Below are 19,492 nucleotides of genomic sequence, written 5' to 3'. Positions count from 1 at the left end.
TTTGCTCTATTCGTGTACATGTGCAAAGGTGCTAATCTCTGTTGCAACACGGCCATAGTCCGGGAAAGACGACCGACATGGCATTGCGTGACTTCTCATCGATCCCGTTGACGTCGCTTTCCAGCTTGACCGAGGCAACTGCAAGAATTGCAGGCGCAAGGACACAGGACGACGTCATCGAGGCTGTTCGCGCATCGGCCCGCGCGCTCATGGGATGTCAGGGCATCGCCATTATCCGTCGGGATAACGACCTCTGCCACTATGTCGAAGAGGATGCCGTTGGTCCTCTTTGGAAAGGGAAGAGATTTCCGGCTGCCGCATGCATCAGCGGCTGGGCGATGATGAACCGGAAGACGGCTGTGATTCCGGACATCGTAAAAGATGAACGTATCCCGCACGACCTTTACGCCGACACCTTCGTCAAGGCTTTGGTTATGGCGCCGGTGGGCGCAAACAATCCCATCGGCGCAATCGGCGCTTACTGGTCTTATGTCTATGAGCCGACCCAATGGGAGATCGATGTCCTCGAGGCACTGGCCAGTGCCGCCACGTCTGCCTTTGAAACCGTGGATTTGATTGGTGCGCTATCGAGTGATCTGGCGCAGGCACGCAGCCTTCTGCCGGATTTTTCAGGCGACCAAAGCGATTTTTCGAAAGACATCGAGAGGGTAGGCGGCATCGCCGCGGTTCCCACTATTCTGGACGTCGTGCTTCGTATGACCGGCATGGGTTTTGCCGCTGTTACCAGGGTAACGAAAGACCGATGGGTTACCTGCCAGTCGCTCGATCACGTTGGGTTTGGCCTGAAGCCTGGCGATGAACTGCCGGTTGAAAGTACATTGTGCAATGAAATCCGTGATCACCGCGAAGCCGTCGTCTTCGACGATTCCGCGACCGATCCTCTTTACAAAGATCATCATACGCCGCGGATCTATGGCCTTCGGAGCTATATTTCAGTACCGATCATACTGTCCAACGGCCAGTTCTTTGGCTCGTTATGTGCGATCGATCCCAACCCTGCCAAGGTCAATAATCCGCAGGTTCTGGGTGCCTTCCGGCTTTTTGCCGAATTGATCGGCCATCATCTGGATGCAGATGAAAGGCTGAAACTGACACAGGATATGCTTGAGCGTGAGCGGCAGGTGTCGGAGCTTCGCGAGCAGTTCATCGCGGTTCTCGGCCATGACCTGCGCAATCCTATTGCTGCTGTAGACGCGGGTACATCCCGCCTCTTGAAAGAAGGCTGGACCGAGCGCAGCCCGCTGATACTGAAGCTGATGAGGTCCAGCATTGCCCGCATGGGCGGACTGGTCGACAACGTCATGGATCTGGCACGGGCGAGGCTGGGCGGCGGTATTTCTCTTGATATTGCCGAGCACGACGTTGCGACCACATTGTCCCACGTCATTGATGAACTTCTCGTTGCACATCCCGATAGAAGCATCGAGGTCGATTTCGACATTTCCAAGCCGCTGTTCATCGACCGTTTGCGGATAGCCCAGATGTTCTCCAATCTCGTGTCGAATGCCTTGACACACGGCATCACGGACGGCCCTGTCACGATCAAAGGTTACGTCGGGGATGGCCATCTGCACATTTCTGTCAGCAATGTCGGCACGCCAATTCCTGTCGAAACGTTTGATAAGCTGTTTCAGCCATTTCGCAGAGGTGATCTGCGCCCCAGCATGGAAGGGCTTGGTCTCGGGCTCTACATCGCCTCGGAAATTGCCAAGGCGCATAATGGGGCCATCGCCGTTCACTCCGACCACGTAGAAACGCGGTTTACATTTTCCATGCCGGTTTTGACCCCGGAGCATTCACTTCCAGGCGCATAAAACGTATGGAAGCGGCTTGATAGCCCGCAAGAGCGACAGTCCTTACAGAGGCATTTCGTTATCCCGCTGAATATCGTACACGAACATATCGATATGGTTGTGGGGTTGTGCGCGATGATTGAAAATCAAAAGCTGGATGACAGGGAAAAGCAGACGCATCGCCGAGGATTTGGCGTCGCCACGGTCTATGAGACCTTGCGCAACGAGATCATCGAACTCAAGCTTGCGCCCGGAAGTCCGATCGATGAAGTTCAGCTTTCCGACCGTTTCGAGCTTTCCAGAACGCCCATCCGTGAGGCTCTGGTCAAACTCTCGGCCGACGGGCTGATCACCACTTTGACAAACCGCGCAACCATCGTGTCGCAAATCGATTTTCTCGGTCTTCCCGAATTTTTTGATGCGCTGACACTAATGTACCGCGTGACAACACGGCTTGCTGCTGCAAACCACACCAAAGACGATATCGTCACCATCAGGGCGTTTCAGAAGTCGTTCGAGACGGCGGTAAACGAGCGCGATGTTCTTGCCATGATTTCCACCAACCGGGACTTTCACCTCGCAATCGCCTGGGCTGGTCGCAACCGGCACTACACGGAGCTTTTCACCCGTTTGCTTGATGAGGGACGCCGCATCCTGCGACTTTATTATTCGTCATTCAACGATGTCTTGCCACGCCACTATGTTACCGAACATGAGGATATGATCCGGGCGATTATTGAGCGGGATGTCGGGAAGTCGGACCAGATTGCCGTTGCGCACGCCGATCAGATCGTGCAGCAAATTCGCTCATACATTGCCGCCGATACCCGCCAGAGCGTGGATTTGCCGCTCTGACGTTTTAATCGACACGGATCGACTCCCCACGGTCACACACATCGCACCCGCGAAAATTCTTGTATTTTATTTGTCGACAAGTAGTAAGCGCCGTGATAATCATCGGGCAATGATTGAGACGGGTCATTACGCCCCTAAAGAAAAATGAGGTTTCAGACATGGCAGATACGATTTTTACCGGCTGCATTCCCGCGCTTATGACGCCATGCAATGCGGACCGAACGCCTGATTTTGATGGACTTGTCAAAAAGGGCAAGGACCTGATCGCGGCTGGCATGTCCGCTGTCGTCTATTGCGGTTCGATGGGTGACTGGCCGCTTTTGACGGATGAAGAGCGCCAGGAAGGCGTAAAGCGTCTGACTGACGCGGGCATTCCCGTCATTGTCGGCACCGGTGCCATCAACACGAAGTCTGCTGTCAGCCACGCCGCGCATGCCGCCAAGGTTGGTGCCAAGGGCCTGATGGTCATCCCGCGGGTTCTGTCTCGTGGTTCGTCGTCCTCGGCCCAGAAGGCGCATTTTTCAGCCATTCTGGAGGCCGCTGATGGCCTTCCAGCTGTCATCTACAACAGCCCCTATTATGGCTTTGCAACACGCGCCGAGCTGTTTTTCGATCTTCGGTCGCGTTACGCGAACCTCATCGGCTTCAAGGAATTCGGTGGCAAGGCGGATATGACCTATGCTGCCGAAAACATCACTGCTGGTGATGATGATCTGACACTGATGATCGGAGTGGATACCGGCGTCTACCATGGCTTCGTAAATTGCGGCGCAGGCGGTGCCATCACGGGCATTGGCAACGCGCTGCCAAAGGAAGTATTGCACCTCGTTTCCCTGTGCGAAAAGGCGGCAAAGGGTGACGCTACGGCGCGCCGTGACGCACGGGAGCTCGAGGAAGCACTGACTGTACTCTCTGCCTATGATGAGGGTCCGGATCTGGTGCTCCATTACAAGTATCTGATGGTGCTGAATGGTGACGCTGAGTACAGCTTGCACTTCAATGAGACGGATGAACTCAGCGCATCCCAGCGCCGCCAGCTTGAAAACCAGTATGCGCTGTTCAAGGCATGGTACGCATCGCGTTATCCGAACTGATATTGGTCGCCGCTTTTACAGGCAGACCAAAAGAAAATGCGCCCTGACGGGGCGCATTTGCGTTTTCAAGGTTTGATGTTTGACGCAGGCGATCTGCTTTTCGGCAGATTTCCAGCTGTGGTGCCGCGCATATGGTTCATCATGACCTAGCACCAAAAAAAGCAGGTTTTTAGCCTTGCACCTCTAGTTGCTAGAGGTCGTAAGACATCCCTCATAACCGAGAGGAATGTCAGATGAGAACGTCGTTGCAGACAAGATTTCGCGTCGAAGGTATGGATTGCGCGTCCTGCGCTTCCAAGATCGATACCGCTGTGCGGCGCATGCCAGGAGTGGAAGACGTTTCCGTCTCCGTCACCGCAGGCACGATGACTGTCAGTCATGATGAGAAAAGTGACCTAATCGCTATCGGGAAAAAGGTGACCAGCCTGGGTTACGAGGCCGCGCAGCTTTCAGCGGGCGTTTCCGGCAAACCGGAAGCATCCCACCACCAGGGTTCCTGCTGCACGGATGACCATGAACATCACCACGACCACGGTCACGGTCACACCTCTCAGGACGTCGGCGCTGCGGTGGTTGTTGAAGGTTTGCATGGTCATGACCACGCGCCGAACAGTGGAGCCTGGTGGAAAAGCAAAAAGGGTAAAACGACTATTCTGGCAGGCGTAGCGCTGGTCGTTGCCTATGGTGTCGGGCATCTGTTTCCCGCTATTCAAATCTACGCCTTTGCACTTGCTATGCTCGTGGGTCTGGTGCCGATTGCGCGCCGCGCGATCATGGCTGCATTTGCCGGCACGCCGTTTTCCATAGAAATGCTGATGACGATTGCGGCGCTTGGCGCTCTCGTCATCAATGCAACCGAAGAAGCGGCCGCCGTCGTCTTCCTGTTTCTTGTCGGGGAGTTGCTGGAGGGCGTGGCTGCCGGGAAAGCCAGAGACAGCATCAAATCGCTTGCCGCGCTCGTTCCCAAGACGGCATTGTTGGAAGACGCTGGCAAGACACGAGAAGTGCCGGCCGAAACGCTTGCCGTCGGCGCCATTATCCTCGTGCGTCCGGGCGACCGTATCTCGGCTGACGGTGTGATCGTTTCGGGTGATAGCAGTATCGATGAAGCACCAGTCACGGGCGAAAGCGTGCCGGTGAACAAGGGTGTGGACGATGTCGTCTTTGCCGGTACGGTCAATGGTAACGCGGCCCTTCGCGTCCGGGTCACGGCGGCAGCGCAAGACAATACTATCGCTCGCGTCGTGAAGCTGGTGGAGGAGGCGCAGGAGAAAAAGGCGCCGACCGAGCGCTTTATCGACCGTTTCTCCAAATATTACACTCCTTCAGTGGTGCTTGTCGCAGCGTTGGTTGCCATTGTGCCACCCGTCATCATGGGGGCGGACTGGAATGAGTGGATTTATAAGGGGCTGGCCATTCTGTTGATCGGCTGCCCCTGCGCGCTGGTCATTTCCACACCAGCTGCCATTGCCGCTTCCCTGTCTGCTGGTGCCCGTCGCGGGCTGTTGATGAAGGGCGGGGCGGTTCTTGAAGGGCTTGGAAAACTTACCGCCATTGCGCTGGACAAGACCGGGACGTTGACGGAAGGAAAGCCGAAGGTCACGGATATCCTGCCATTCGATTTAGCTGAAACGGATGTTCTACGCCTCGCCGCAGCACTGGAAACGGGTTCGAGCCACCCGCTTGCACTCGCCATTCTCGCCAAGGCCGAGAAAGATGGCGTCCTCGTCCCTGCCGCGCAAGACGCAAAAGCACTGGGCGGCAAAGGCGTTACCGCCGTCGTGGAGGGGCAGGAGATATTTCTGGGCTCCCCCCGCGCTGCCGCCGAGAGAGTGGCCATTCCAGACCGGCATCTCACGACAATTGCCGCATTGAACGATGAGGGTAAAACGGTTTCCGTTCTGCTGGTCGGCGGAAAACTCGCCGGTGCCATCGCCATGCGTGACGAGCCGCGTGCCGATGCCATGTCCGGCCTGTCCTTGCTGAAAGACAGGGGCATAAAGATCGTCATGCTGACGGGCGATAACAAACGCACCGCGGATGCCATCGGTCAAACCCTCGGCATCGAGGTTCGCGCCGAGTTGATGCCAGAGGACAAGCAGCGGATCGTCGGAGAGATGAAAGCCCAGGGCTTCGTTGTCGGCAAGGTCGGAGATGGTATCAACGATGCACCAGCGCTTGCCGCTGCCGATATCGGCATTGCCATGGGTGGCGGAACGGATGTCGCCTTGGAAACGGCAGACGCCGCCGTCCTGCACGGGCGTGTCGCCGATATCGCCAATATGGTCGATTTGTCCAAACGCACCATGCGCAATATTCATCAGAATATCGCGATGTCGCTGGGCCTGAAGCTGGTGTTTCTGGTGACGACAGTCATAGGCCTCACCGGCCTCTGGCCCGCCATTCTGGCCGACACGGGTGCAACTGTTCTGGTAACGCTCAATGCCTTGAGGCTGCTGCGATTGAAATCAGCTTAAAATAGAAGGGGCTGCACGATCGAATGCAGCCCCGTTTTTGACGGAGAAGCCTAATCTTTCCAGACCGACACGGCTTGTGGTTCCAGCACGTTTTTGCCAAGCACTAGCCTTGCGCCATCCGGCACGGTCCAGGTTTCAGTACCGTAATTGAAGGCGAACGTCAGATTACCGCGTCGGCGTATGCGAATGTAATCCGGCAACGGCATGGTTTTAAGACCAGCCTTTGCAGCCACCAGCGCCAGCACGTTGCTCAGCAATGTCTCGTCTGCCCAGCACGCCAGATACAGCATATTGCCCTTTTCCGTCAGCGCCGGGTCGCCATTGGCAAAGCGTGCGACCACTGTGGCAGACGTCTGCACCGTTTCACGCCAGCGAATGGCAGCGCCGGTTACCTCGCCAGACACCGCGTCGGAAAGACCGGGTCGCAGGGTGGAGACCTGTGTGACACGGTTGCCGGTGCGCTCACCCAACGGTCCCGGCGGCAGATTCTTAGGAATGACGAAGTTGCGGTCTCGCGATCCGGTGCGTGCACCGATGAGGATTTGCCCTGTTGCCCCGGCAAGAGCAGCTTCCGCTGCTACATCGACTTCCGTCATGCAGGGAACGACCACAAGTGCGTAGCCTTCGAGCGAATCGCCCGGGCGCACGAAGTCGATATCCAGACCGAGACGGCGCAGGCTTTCATACCAGCGGAAGCAAAGCTCCTCGTAACGGAAGTCTTTTGCCTGCGGCTGAATCATTGTCGTCCAGTAGCTCTGGTAATCGAAGACAAGTGCGACCTGCGCCCTGCCGCTTTCCGGCAGGCTGCCGAAGCTCTCGAGTTCCTTGCCAACCTGCTGTGCTTCCAGCCCGCCGGGAGAAAGCTCATCCAGACCTGACATGTTCAGGCCCGCATGCATCTGTTCCTGCGCAAAGGGCGCTTGCCGCCAGCGGAAATAGCTGACGACCTCAGCCCCGTGTGCCAGCGCTTCCCATGTCCATAGCCTCACCATGCCGGGCTTCGGCACCGGGTTCCACGGTGCCCAGTTCACCGGGCCGGGTTGCTGCTCCATCACCCAGAAGCGACCCTTGCCGACGCTGCGGTAGAGGTCGTGATGGTAGGGCGCGATATCGGGATGCGAGGTCTGCGCCCAGCAGTTGCGCTCTTCTTCGGTGAAGGGAAACTTCTCGACAAAGCCGATTGGATAGCTGTCCCAGGATGCAAGATCGAGATTGTCTCCGACCTTGAAGTGGTCGAAATCCGAGACGAAACCCATGAAATTATGGGTGATCCAGCGGTTTGGCGAGTGCTTCCGAATGATATCGCATTGCATCTTGTCATAGGCCGCAACCTGATCGGACTGGAACCGCCAGAAATCGAGGCGGGTTGCCGGGTTGGTTTCGGTGACTGTAAGGTTCGGTAGCGAAACATCATCGAAACTCTTCAGTTCCATCGACCAGAAGACCGAACCCCAGGCTTCGTTCAGCTGTTCCGGCGACTGATAGCGCAGGCGCAGCCATTGCTTGAAATGCTTGAGATCTTCTGGACCCCAGGATGCGGTGGTGTCGTGGCAACCATATTCGTTGTCCGTCTGCCAGCCGACGAGGCCGGGATGTGCGCCATAACGCTGCGCAATAATCTCGACAATGCGTGCGCTTTCCCGCCACCATGTTTGAGACGAAAAGGTGTAATGCCGACGCGAGCCAAAGCCGCGCACCTTGCCGTCTTCGTCATAGGGCAGAATATCGGGATGCTCATCCACCAGCCATTTGGGTGGCGTGGCGGTGGGCGTTCCCAGCACAACCTTGAGGCCAGCGGCATGGAGCACGTCCATCCCCCGGTCCAGCCAGCCGAAATCGAATTCCCCACGCGCAGGCTCAAGCCGCGACCAGGCAAATTCACCAATGCGCACAAAGGAAATGCCAAGCTCGCGCATGCGGCGTGCGTCTTCAGCCCAACGGCTTTCGTCCCAGTGCTCTGGATAATAACATACGCCCAGCATTATCGCGTCAAATCCCCATTGATGATGGCATGGCCTTGCTCGTCAAAGACGTGGCATGCCTTGGCATTGATGCCGAGTTTCAGCGTATCGCCCGGTTTGGCACTGGCCAGACCATCCGCCTTGACGGAGATTTCCGAGCCATCCGCCAGTTCCACGAAGAACAGCGTTTCCGAGCCGAGATATTCCGCAAGCCGCACCGTGCCTTCCAGCACCACGTCGCCCTCGCCAGTGGCACTCATGTGCTCGGGGCGGATGCCAACAGATGCGCCTGCCAACGAGGCACCAGCAGGACCGTCAAGGGTAAGTGGCACGTTGCCGGGCAGGGTCAGACTGATTTTGCCGCTCTGGCTCTTCGCGGGTACTTTCAGCACATTCATCTTCGGCGAGCCGATGAAGCCAGCCACGAAGAGATTTGCCGGACGGTGGTAAAGCTCAAGCGGCGTTCCAACCTGCTCGATCTTGCCCGCAGACAGAACCACGATCTTGTCGGCCATCGTCATGGCTTCCACCTGGTCATGGGTCACATAGATCATCGTTGCTTTCAGATCCTTGTGCAGCTTAGAAAGCTCGCCGCGCATCTGCACGCGCAGGGCCGCATCGAGGTTGGACAGCGGCTCATCGAAAAGGAAGACTTCCGGGTTGCGAACAATGGCACGGCCAATGGCCACACGCTGGCGCTGGCCGCCGGAAAGCTGGCCCGGCTTGCGCTGAAGCAGCGGTTCAAGCTGCAACAGTTTGGCCGCATGCGCCGTGCGCTCTGCAATCATCTCCTTGGAATGGCCGGTCATGCGAAGTCCAAAGCCGATGTTTTCAGCGACGGTCATATGCGGATAAAGTGCATAGGACTGGAAAACCATGGCCACGCCCCGTTCCGAGGGTCCAATCTTGGTCATGTCCTTGCCGCCAATGGAAAGGGCACCGGAGGTGATCTGCTCCAGACCGGCAATCATCCGCAACAGCGTGGATTTCCCGCAGCCGGAGGGGCCAACAAAGACGCAGAATTCGCCATCCTTCACGTCGAGATCGACGCCCTTGATGACGCTGAGAGCGCCAAACTCTTTCTTGACGTTGCGCAGGCTTACGTCAGCCATTGATCTTGCCTCCCTTGACAGGTTCCAGTTCGAGGAGCAGCGCGCTTTCCGGTTTCAGCATCGGCAATGGCAGGCCTGTAAGGCCCACGCTGGAAAGCTCGAAGCTGATATCGCCGGAGAGCAGCTTTGTCTGGCCCTCGGAGATGCGAATGAATTCCGGCTTTGCCGGAAGTGAATTTGTGATTTTCCATGTGCCGCCCAGCTTGGTCACGCTGGCAGGCAGTTTGAGCGGTGCCGGTTGCTCGCCCACCATCTGCGGCCCCTGCGCGACGATAACGACGATCTTGTCGGCACTTGCTGCACCCCAGACGTAACGTCCGTCCACAGGCTCTGCCTGAAAATTCGCCCCCGGCGCATGCAGCAGGGCACGAAGCCGCTTGTAGGTTTCGATGTAGAGTTTCAGCTCGCTGCGTTCCTCGTTCGTCAATTCCAGCGGATTGAGCTCGACGCCCAGATGGTAAGCCATGGCCACCAGCCCCCGAAACGCCAGCGTATGGCGGCGGCCCGTCTGATGGTTGGGCGACGCGGAAATGTGGCTGCCGAGAATTTCCGGCGGCACGAACAGCGATGCGCCGCGCTGGATTTCCAGCCGTTCCAGAGCGTCGGTGCAATCCGATGTCCAGACCCGGTGGGTGCGGGCCAAGGCACCGAAATCGATGCGGCCACCGCCGGAGGCGCAGCTTTCGATTTCGACAGTCGGATGCGCCGCGCGCACGCGGTCCATCAGCGCATAGACGGCGCGGGTCTGAGCCGAAATCTTCGCCTTGCCATCACGCCCGCCCGCATGGGTCAGGTCGCGGTTCATGTCCCACTTCACATAGGAAACGGCATGGTTGGCAAGGACAGCGTCGATCTTGGCAAACAGGTAGTCGGAAACCTCTTGCCGTGTCAGATCAAGCACAAGCTGGGTGCGCGATTGCAGCAGCGGACGACCATCGATCTGCAAGGCCCAATCCGGGTGCTTCTTGTAAAGCTCCGATACCGGGTTGATCATTTCAGGCTCGAACCAGATGCCGAACTGCATGCCAAGGCCGGTCACGTGGTCCACCAGCGGCTTCAGCCCTTTAGGATATTTGCGGGCATCGATATCCCAGTCGCCGAGGCTTGTGGTGTCGTCATCGCGCTTGCCGAACCAGCCATCATCCAGCACGAAGCGTTCGATGCCGATCTCTGCCGCAGCTGTTGCCTGCGCCTTCAGAGAGTCCATCTTGTGGTCGAAGTAGTTGCCTTCCCAGGTGTTCAGCGTCACCGGACGCGGAGCCATTTTGCCACCGGGCCAGTCCAGAAGCTCACCGCGCACGAAGGCGTGAAATGCCTCAGTATCCGGCCCGGCATAGGCAACGGGGCTCTGGTAGGTTTCGCCAGGTGGGAGAATGACTTCACCCGGCTCGAACAGTTCACCCAAATGGATCAGCCGCTGGCCATCATCCGTGCGGTCAATAACAACATGGTGGTTGCCGCTCCATCCGAGTGTCACGCCGAAACGCTGCCCAGCGGTTTCGACAAAGATCATCGGAAAACGATCATGTGATGTGCGCCCGCGACGGCTTTCCTGAGACCAGATGCCGTTGCAGAGAACTTCCTTGCGGGTCTGGAACTCACGTCCCCACATGCCGGTAAAGGTGGTCAATTCCGTTTCACCCGCCGAAGACGCAAAGGTGGCCGCCATGCAGCGGTCCAGCTGGTAGTCGGTGTCTCCACGGTTGGTCAGCGATGTGGACATGGAGATCAGGCCGGACACATGCTCGGTCAGGGTGATCGCAATATCGATTTTCACCACGTCATCATGGCCGCGCAGGATCGTCGCATGTCCTGCGGTTTCCACCTTCCACGCGCCGAACTGCAGCGTGAAATCACGCCCCTGCCGGTGGCCTGAAATGGCAGGCCAGCCGAAAAAGCCCATTCCACCCGTTGGCAGCAGCACCGAGGTGGGCACAGCCACGTCCATGCCGTTCACCCGGCTGGAACGCTCGATGTCAAACAGCGGATCGACAGAGGTTGCCGCTGTTGCAAAGGACAGGATTTCGGGCATGCCGAGTTCGGGCAGGCGAAGGTTCAGCGTGAAGCTTCCTTTGCCGATTGTGATGATATGGCTCATCCCTTGGTCGCTCCCAGTGTCAGTCCGGCAATGAAGTGCTTTTGCATGATGAAGAACATGGCAACGGGCGGCAGAGCCGCAACCAGCGAGCCTGCCGAAACCAGATGCCAGGCGGCAACCCATTGTCCGTTCAGAGAATAGAGACCGGCGGTCACCGGCATGGCGTGCTGTCCCTGCACCAGAACCGTGGCCCAGAAATAATCATTCCACACGAAGGTGAAGACGAGGACGGAGAGCGCCGCAATGGCCGGGCGCATCAGCGGCAGCACGATATGGCGGAAAATCTTCCATTCCGACACGCCTTCAACACGCGCGGATTCGATCAGCGCAAAGGGGAGCCCCTTGATGAAATTGCGCATGAACAGGGTGCAGAACCCGGTCTGGAACGCGACGTGGAACAGCACAAGGCCCATGGTCGTATCGTAAAGACCGGCCCGCAACGTCATGTCACGCACCGGCACCATCAGGATCTGGAACGGAATGAAGTTGCCAGCCACGAACATGAAGAACAGCAGCAGGTTGGCCTTGAACTTGTAGACTGCCAGCGCAAAGCCGGTGAGGCAGGACAGTGCAACAGCGCCGATGACGGTCGGGATCGTGACCTTGAACGAGTTCAGAATATAGAGCCCAATGGGCGAATCCCGGAAGACTGCCGTGTAGTTCTCAACGCCGGCAAAGCCCGAGGGAATGCCGAAGTAATTGCCGGCGGCAAAATCACCTGCCGGTCTGACGGATGTGATCGCCACGCCGATCAATGGCAAAAGCCAGAGAATGAGCGCAATCGGCAGTATGATCTTGTAGCCCCAGCGAATGAGGGGTGAGGCTGTCTGAATGGGTGCGGGGAACATCAGGAATTCCTTTCCTGGCTCAGCATGCGCACGATGAAGAGCGTAATGAAAATCATCATGATGAGGAACAGGACCACGGCGATGGCTGCGCCATAGCCCATGCGGAAGCCGTATTCCGACAGCGCCTGTTCATACATGAAATAGGAGAGCACCGAGCTGGAGCCATAGGGACCGCCAGCGGTCATGACGGAGACGAGGTCGAAGGAGCGCAGCGAGCCGATGACGGTGACGACCATGGCGATGAAGGTTGCGGGCGCCAGCTGCGGCAGAATGATGTTCCACAACAGTTTGAAACCCTTGGCGCCATCCATGCGCGCGGCTTCCACCTGCTCGGGATTGATGTTGTTGAGGCCCGTCAGATAAAGGATCATACAATAGGCTGTCTGGGGCCAGAGGCCAGCAACGATGATGCCGTAGGTCACGTAGTTTTCGTCGGCGAGGATCGCGATCTGCTGGCCGGTCAGCCGTTCCAGAAGCTTGGAAAACAGCCCGAAATCCGGTGCGTAGAACCAGGTGAACATCAAGCCGACGACGACCTGACTGATGACGAAGGGGAAAAAGAACAGCGATTTATAGAGACGGATGCCGCGCACATTCTGGTTCAGAAACAACGCCACTGCCAAGCCTGCCGGAATGGACAGGAGATACAGCACCAGCCAGATGATGTTGTTTTTTAGCGAGACATAGAATGTGTCGTCCTGAAGCAGCTCGGCATAATTGCCAAAGCCAACCCAGCTCATCTCACCCATTCCGTCCCAGTCATGAAAACTGATCCAGATGGATTGGAAAATTGGCACCAGAACATAAAGGACAAACATCAACAAGCCGGGGGCGAGAAAGAGCCAGGGGGCTAGTTTTTGCTGATTGCGTTTCCAGAAACTGGGCGGTGGTGAAACGGCGTTGCTCACGGCGGCACCTTTGGGAAAATATATATAAGAAAGCGGCCGGGTGCCTGGGCAGTGCCTCTTACGGCACCCGGAGCTGGGAGGAAGGGTTATTATTTATAGACGCGGGCGCGGACTTTTTCGAGACGTGCCAGAATGGCGTCGATCTTGTCGGGCTTGACCATGAATTCCTGGAAGCCTTCCATACCGGCCTTGGCCATTTCCGCCTGCGCATCGCGATCATAGAACTGTGCGATGGCAGTTGCCTTGGAGAGCATGTCGAAGCCAGCCTCGAGGAACGGGTCCGTGGGCTTTTCCGCCTTGTTGTTGACGGACAGCTGACCCATCGTCGCGTTCATTTTCGTCTGCGCTTGCGGTGATGCGACATAGGCGAGGAATTTCTTCGCATCGTCCTTGTTGTTCGCGCCCTTTGGAATGTGGAACGTATCGGTTGGCGCTTCCTCGGCCACGGGAAGACCAGCGGTGATTTCCGGGAAGGGCAGGAAGCCGATCTGCTCTTCTTTCAGTCCACCGTTTTTGAATGTGGCAACGGCAAAATTGCCCATCAGATACATGGCTGCCTTGCCTTGCACCAACTGCGGAACGGCATCCTGCCAGTCGATAGCGGCATGGTTTTCAATGAAATAGCCCGGCTTGACCAGCTCGGCCCATTTCTCGAACACGGCCTTCACGCGCGGGTCCGTATAGGGGACCTTGCCCGATGTCAGCTCCATGTGGAAATCATAGCCGTTGATGCGCAGGTCGAGATAGTCGAACCATCCAGCCGTTGGCCACAGTGCCTTGGTGCCGATGGTGAACGGCGTGATGCCAGCGTCTTTCAGCTTCCTCGATGCAGCCAGAAGCTCGTCCCACGTCTTGGGCGGCGTGATGCTTTGGCTCTGGAAAATGTCTTTGCGGTAGTAGATGCCCCATTGATAGTAGGTGTAGGGAACGCCCCATTTCTTGCCGTCGATTGTCATGGAAGGAGACGCGGACTTCAACTGGTCTTCCAGACTGTTCGCAGTCCAGACATCCGTCACGTCTTCAAAGAGACCAGCCTTGACGAAAGGCTCCATGCGGTTGCCTGCATACCATGCAACGACGTCAGGGGCATCTGCGGTCAGGAAATTGCGAATGGCAGACTTGTAGCCTTCGTGATCGAAGTTGTTCCACTTCACTGTCACGTCAGGATTGGCCTTCTGGAAGTCGGCGATCAGCTCTTCCATGGCCTTCTTCGGCACAGGGTCCGAGTGGTCGGAATTGATGGTGATCTCGCCCGCGAAGGCAGATGAGAACAGCGCTGCCGACAAGGCAACTCCGCTGAGGCTTTTAAAAAGGGTCATGTTTTCCTCCCTATGACCGTGACATGTCGCCGTGGAGAATGTGAACCATAAGCACGCCCTCCCAAGCCAAATCCAAGTTCGGCTTGAACATCTGACCGAAACCCGCAATAAGCTACCGAAATTCCGGATAGTTTCTCTAGGATTCTAAGATTATGGTGTCCATACAGCTTGCCCGGCGCGATGAATCCGTGCCGGTGCATCCAGAGCACGACCCACGGCATCCGCTGGTTGTCTTCGGCGATCACCGCTTTTGCGCTGGCGAAACATCATTGGTGCAGGTCATGGCCGGGCCGCACATGCACAGTCAAGTGGAGCTGAATTTCGTTCTCGAAGGGCAGATGACCTATTGGTTCGACGGGCGCGAGCTTTCCATTGGCAAGGGGCGACTGTGCCTGTTCTGGGGTATGATTCCACATCAGGTGATCGAGCGTGCGGAAGGGACGGCCTTCGTCTGCCTTTACATTCCCATGTCGTTCTTTCTTGGTCTTGCCAGCCTGACCCGTTTCAGGGATGCGGTGTTTCGTGGCGCCATGATCGAAGCGCTGGAACTGCGCTCCTACGACCAGGATATATTTCAGCGATGGCGTGATGAGTTGCGCTCTGGTGAAGAAGGTCTCATTGAGATCGTGCGCAACGAATTGAGCGCGCGCGTGCTTCGCATCGAGCGTGATGGCTGGCGCGATCTGCGCGAAGAAGGCTCGGCCATAGCGAGCCTCGGCGCCAATGACAGTGAACGCATGGAGCATGTGGAGCGCATGCTGCGCTACATCGCGGAAAATGCACTGAGCGAGATTTCCTCCGAAGATGTCGGCAGAGATGCGGGGCTGCACCCCAACTACGCCATGTCGGTGTTCAAGCGTGCTGTCGGCATGACCATCAACCAGGCCATTATCCGCCACCGTCTCGACACGGCCCAGTCCCTGCTGATTGCAACCGATCTCCCGATTACGGATGTGGCTTTTGAGTCCGGATTTGGCTCGATTTCCCGCTTTTATCAAGCATTCTCGGAGCGTTTTGCCATGCGGCCTAAGCAGTACCGCGCCAGTATGCGCAGCAAGGTTTAAGTTAAGGCCCGTCGCAGACCGGTGCCTGCCCCGTCACCACCTCACCCACTTCAATGCCGTAGGCCCGAAAGCCCTGTGCATCGAGCGTGATGATGCGGTAGCATGGATTGCCGCCGGTCCAGAAAGGCATAGGGCTGGTCAGGTCGGTAATGAAGCGATGGGCGCATGCCTGGCCCGAACTGAAGGCGATGCCTTCTGCACTTGTGCCGGCTAACGGCACATGAATATGGCCGAACACGATATGCCGAATGCCACCCTTATGGGTCGCAAGCTTACGCATGACAGCACCGTCATCGTGCATCCCGATCTTCTCGAAGTGGGCAATGCCGCAGTCCATCGGCGGATGATGGATGAAAACCGTTACCGGCAGATTGCCAGCATTTTCCAGCGCATCTGCAAGAAACGCCATGCGGTCTTCGCCATATATGCCACCGATGACGCCAGCTTCGTGGCTGTCTAGGAAGATCAGACGTCCGAAATCCGTATCCATAAAAGACTGGATGAAGCCGTTTTCGTCATGGGGATGCTCTGGAAAGGCGACCCGGAAATTCGGTCGGTCGTCATGGTTACCCAGCATCAGCCGCACGTCGAATGGGACGGACGCAAGAATATCGCGAAGAATGTCATAGGCCTCCGGGTCCCCGAAATTGCAGAGATCACCCGTCATGACCAGCAGATCCGTGTCCATGTGCTTGTCGAGAATGTCGGTCACAGCGGCACGCAACTGCTTTTCAGGATCGACGCCGTTCACGGACTGGCCGGAAAGCATGAGGTGCGTATCGGTGATCTGGATGATTTTCATGGCGGAGCTTTCAGGCAATAGGGTTGGCTGCGGGGGCACTCCCCGCAGCCATTAATCAATGTCGTCGTTTACTTCATCAAGCCGTTGGTCTGCTCGACAATCTGCTTCAGGCCGTCTTCCGGTGTCACTTCGCCGCGCATCACGGTGCCGATGATGTCGCGCTGGGTGCGCCAGATGCGAACGGAGTCACCGCCCGGATATCCAGCCCATGGAAGCGAACGCTCTGCCTGCAACGAAGCGGTCTTCACATTTGGATGCTCGGCATAATACGGTGCCAGAAAATCGGGGCCGATGGCGAGCTTGTTGGTTGGCAGGTAGCCGGTGATGCGAACGATAACGTTCTGGGCTTCAGGACCGGTGATCCACTTCATGTATTTCCAGGCAGCATCCTGCTTGGCCTTGTCCTGCGTCAACATCACAGCCGAGTTGCCGCCTGTCGGTACGCCACCCTTTTCCGGGTTGTCGAGCGGGAAGGTCGAGGTCTTCAGCTCGAAACGGTCGCCAACCAGTGCTTCGATGGTTTGAACATGCGCAGGCGTGGAGAAGATGAAGCCTGTCAGGCCAGCACCGAATTGCTGACGGGACTGGTCCCAATCTAACAGGTTCTGGCCGCCTTCGGTGACGAAACGACGGGTGAGCTTGAGGGCGTTGAGGCCGATTTCGTTGTTGAAGCCGACAGTCTTGGTTGCTTCATCCACCAGCTTGCCGCCCTGCTGGGTGATCAACGCCTGCCACAGCCAGTCATCCGGCCACAGGTTGATGTCGTAGCCCATTCCAGAGACTTTGGTATCCTGCTGGTGGATTTTGCTGGCAAGCGCAATCAAGCCGTCGAAGGTCTTCGGCATGTTGGCAGGATCACCACCTGCTTTGCGCACCAGTTCGGCATTGACGTAGATGATTGGCGATGAGGCGTTGACGGGCAGGCCGTACTGCTTGCCGTCGATCTTGCCCAGTGCCGCCATGTTCGGCGTGTAGTTTTTGTCGAGGAAGGACTGACCGCCTTCGGCTTCGATGAACGGCGCCAGGTCTGTGATCTGCTTGCGCGGAACGAGTGCATGCACCAGTTCTGCCGTCAGATTGTAACCGGAGAAATAGACATCCGGCAGATTGCCGGTCACGGCAGCGCGCAGCACCTGCTGCTGGCCGTCATTATAGCCCGGTGCCGGAGCCAGAAAGTTGATCTTGATGTCTGGGTTGTTCTTCATGAATTCATCGGCCAGCGGCTGATGGAATTTCGTGAAGCCCGGCAGATTGTAAAGGACGTTGAGGGTTACGTCGGCAGCAAAGCTCGGCGTTGAAACGCCGGCAAGAGCGATGCTAAGGGCCAGGCCGCCAAGTGCGGTCCGTCGGTTGATTTTCATGTCGTTCTCCAGAGGTGCTGTTGGGAGGAAGGAGAGGGAAGTTACTTCACGCCGGTCATGGTGATGCCTGCGATGAAATGCCGTCTGGCCAAAAGGAAGCAGATGACCATGGGTGCCGTGATGATCGTCGCTCCCGCCATCAGCGCGCCGTAGTTCGCGCCGGACTCGACGTCGGCAAAAAACAGCATTCCAAGCGGCGGCGGGGCAAGATTGGTATCGGTGACGACGATCATCGGCCAGTAGAGGTCGTTCCAGTGCGCCACCAGCGAGAAGACCGAAAACGCTGCAAGCGATGGCAAAGAGCCGCGCAGCACCAGACGCCAGCAGATTTCCAGCTCCGAAAAACCATCCATGCGGGCCGCTTCTATGACCTCGTTGGGGTAGCTGCGGAAGGACTGGTTGAACAGGAAGATCGCAAAGACCGAAAGCAGAAACGGCATCATCATTGCGAAATAGGTGTTCAGCAATTGCGCCTTCGCCAAACCGACGAACAGCGGCAGGGCGAGCGCCTGGATCGGTACGCAGAGTGCCGCAATCACCAGCGTCAGCAACAGTTTGCGACCGGGAAAACGAAGTTTTGCCAGCGCATAGGCGGCGGGAACCGCCGTCAGCACCTGAACGATGAGAATGCCGAAACAGACGATCACGCCGTTCAGCATGAAGCGCAACATCGGCACCTGGCTGGCCGCGCGCGTGTAGTTATCGATGGCCGCGAATTTCTCCGGTATCGGCCACAGCGATACGCTGAAGATTTCCGCCGGCGAACGGATCGACGTCAGGAACATCCAGTAAAACGGTAGCAGCATCACGAATGCGCCAACGGCCAGAATGAGGTGCGGCAGATATTTGCGAAGAGCGACCATCAATAATGCACCTTCCGGTCCATATGCACCGTCTGGCCGATTGAAAGAACCAGAACGATTGCCAGAAAAATCAGCGTCAGGGCTGCTGCGTAACCCGTGTTGGAGTATTCGAAACCTTCGAGATAAAGTGCAAACAAAAGCACTTCCGACCCGGACCGCCCCTTTGTCAGAACCGCCACGGTCTCGAAAACCTTGAAGGCGGAAATCGACGTGGTGACGACGACGAACATTGTCGTTGGTCCCAGCATCGGCCACGTCACCTTGAAAAAGCGGTCGATCGGGTTCTTTGCGCCGTCCAGCCGGATTGCCTCATGCAAGTCCTTGGGAATAGCTGTCAAACCGGCCAGAAACAGAACCATGTTGAAGCCGAGAACCTGCCAGATGCCGATAATGGCCATCGTCGGAATGAGCAGGGAAGGGTTTGAAAGAAAGCCCACGGGCTCAAATCCCATCCATTTGATGGCCGCATTGACCGGGCCAAGGGAGGGATGCAGCAGGAACTGAAACACGGTTGCCATGGCGACAAGTGTCGCGGTGACAGGCAGGAAGTAGGCGATTTCCCAGAAGGCGCGGCTGCGCTTGCGGTTATAAACCAGTAGTGCAATGCCGAGAGCGAGGAAGACACCAACGGGAATAACGATGACGGCATAGAGCACGGTATTGGCCATGGCGCGCAGAAAGACGGGGTCGCTGAATGCCTTGTGGAAATTTGCCAGACCAACAAAATTCGTAGAAATCGCGCCCAGTTGGTAATCCGTGACCGAGAAGACGGCAAGCACGATCATCGGAATGATATAGATCGCCAGCAGCAACAGGACTGCCGGAAGAACGAAGAAAATACCACGCCGCGCCATGCGACGCGCTGTCGATGAGCTTTTCAATTTTTCGTCTGACAGGGCCGCAGAGACTGGAACAA

Annotated in this window: 15 protein-coding genes; 5 read left to right on the top strand and 10 right to left on the bottom strand. The window is 57.1% G+C overall.

Going from position 1 to position 19,492, the window contains the following annotated elements; all coding sequences use genetic code 11:
- The first annotated feature begins 77 nt into the window (after nt 1-77).
- The 4 genes from ATO67_RS23800 (at nt 78) to ATO67_RS17215 (ending at nt 6,240) form a co-directional block, all read left to right on the top strand.
- Entirely contained in the window at nt 78-1,835 is a 1,758-nt protein-coding gene (locus tag ATO67_RS23800) for a GAF domain-containing sensor histidine kinase (RefSeq protein WP_067652154.1), read from the top strand.
- Nucleotides 1,836-1,949: 114 nt separating this feature from the next.
- On the top strand, nt 1,950-2,669 hold the full coding sequence (locus tag ATO67_RS17225; protein WP_067652151.1) for a GntR family transcriptional regulator: 720 nt from the start codon (nt 1,950-1,952) through the stop codon (nt 2,667-2,669).
- A 158-nt stretch (nt 2,670-2,827) separates the two neighbouring features.
- Nucleotides 2,828-3,763: a dihydrodipicolinate synthase family protein gene (locus ATO67_RS17220; protein WP_067652148.1), complete on the top strand. Its 936-nt coding sequence runs from the start codon at nt 2,828-2,830 to the stop codon at nt 3,761-3,763.
- Between the two features lie 233 nt (nt 3,764-3,996).
- Complete coding sequence (locus tag ATO67_RS17215; protein WP_067652145.1) at nt 3,997-6,240, top strand: heavy metal translocating P-type ATPase; 2,244 nt, start codon at nt 3,997-3,999, stop codon at nt 6,238-6,240.
- Between the two features lie 50 nt (nt 6,241-6,290).
- Here the strand turns inward: ATO67_RS17215 and ATO67_RS17210 are convergent, their stop codons facing one another.
- The 6 genes from ATO67_RS17210 to ATO67_RS17185 all read right to left on the bottom strand — a co-directional run bounded on the left by ATO67_RS17210 (nt 6,291) and on the right by ATO67_RS17185 (nt 14,486).
- A complete protein-coding gene (locus ATO67_RS17210) occupies nt 6,291-8,222 on the bottom strand; it encodes a beta-galactosidase (protein WP_067652142.1) in 1,932 nt (643 codons plus the stop codon).
- Nucleotides 8,222-9,313: an ABC transporter ATP-binding protein gene (locus tag ATO67_RS17205; protein ID WP_067652139.1), complete on the bottom strand. Its 1,092-nt coding sequence runs from the start codon at nt 9,311-9,313 to the stop codon at nt 8,222-8,224. The genes ATO67_RS17210 and ATO67_RS17205 overlap by 1 nt, the downstream gene beginning before the upstream one ends.
- Entirely contained in the window at nt 9,306-11,411 is a 2,106-nt protein-coding gene (locus tag ATO67_RS17200; RefSeq protein WP_067652136.1) for an alpha-galactosidase, read from the bottom strand. The genes ATO67_RS17205 and ATO67_RS17200 overlap by 8 nt, the downstream gene beginning before the upstream one ends.
- Nucleotides 11,408-12,259, bottom strand: a complete 852-nt coding sequence (locus ATO67_RS17195) for a carbohydrate ABC transporter permease (RefSeq protein ID WP_067652134.1) — start codon at nt 12,257-12,259, stop codon at nt 11,408-11,410. Before ATO67_RS17195 ends, ATO67_RS17200 begins: the two co-directional genes overlap by 4 nt.
- Nucleotides 12,259-13,167 (bottom strand): carbohydrate ABC transporter permease, encoded by a 909-nt coding sequence (locus ATO67_RS17190; protein WP_082760314.1) that lies wholly within the window; start codon nt 13,165-13,167, stop codon nt 12,259-12,261. The genes ATO67_RS17195 and ATO67_RS17190 overlap by 1 nt, the downstream gene beginning before the upstream one ends.
- 89 nt (nt 13,168-13,256) lie before the next feature.
- Nucleotides 13,257-14,486 (bottom strand): ABC transporter substrate-binding protein, encoded by a 1,230-nt coding sequence (locus ATO67_RS17185; protein ID WP_067652131.1) that lies wholly within the window; start codon nt 14,484-14,486, stop codon nt 13,257-13,259.
- Between the two features lie 152 nt (nt 14,487-14,638).
- Between ATO67_RS17185 and ATO67_RS17180 the strand changes: the two genes are divergently transcribed.
- A complete protein-coding gene (locus ATO67_RS17180; RefSeq protein WP_067652128.1) occupies nt 14,639-15,550 on the top strand; it encodes a helix-turn-helix domain-containing protein in 912 nt (303 codons plus the stop codon).
- Between the two features lies 1 nt (nt 15,551).
- On the opposite strand, the gene ATO67_RS17175 is transcribed toward ATO67_RS17180, so the two are convergent.
- The 4 genes from ATO67_RS17175 to ATO67_RS17160 form a co-directional block, all read right to left on the bottom strand.
- A complete protein-coding gene (locus tag ATO67_RS17175; protein ID WP_067652125.1) occupies nt 15,552-16,352 on the bottom strand; it encodes a phosphodiesterase in 801 nt (266 codons plus the stop codon).
- A gap of 68 nt (nt 16,353-16,420) precedes the next feature.
- Nucleotides 16,421-17,713, bottom strand: a complete 1,293-nt coding sequence (locus ATO67_RS17170) for an ABC transporter substrate-binding protein (protein ID WP_067652122.1) — start codon at nt 17,711-17,713, stop codon at nt 16,421-16,423.
- A gap of 41 nt (nt 17,714-17,754) precedes the next feature.
- Nucleotides 17,755-18,576: a carbohydrate ABC transporter permease gene (locus ATO67_RS17165; protein WP_067652118.1), complete on the bottom strand. Its 822-nt coding sequence runs from the start codon at nt 18,574-18,576 to the stop codon at nt 17,755-17,757.
- Nucleotides 18,576-19,430 (bottom strand): carbohydrate ABC transporter permease, encoded by an 855-nt coding sequence (locus ATO67_RS17160; protein ID WP_425352232.1) that lies wholly within the window; start codon nt 19,428-19,430, stop codon nt 18,576-18,578. Before ATO67_RS17160 ends, ATO67_RS17165 begins: the two co-directional genes overlap by 1 nt.
- Nucleotides 19,431-19,492: the final 62 nt, after the last annotated feature.

Origin of the sequence: Agrobacterium bohemicum, assembly GCF_001562555.1 — a bacterium.
Lineage (GTDB): Bacteria > Pseudomonadota > Alphaproteobacteria > Rhizobiales > Rhizobiaceae > Agrobacterium > Agrobacterium bohemicum.
This window is presented reverse-complemented; position numbering and strand designations above follow the sequence as displayed.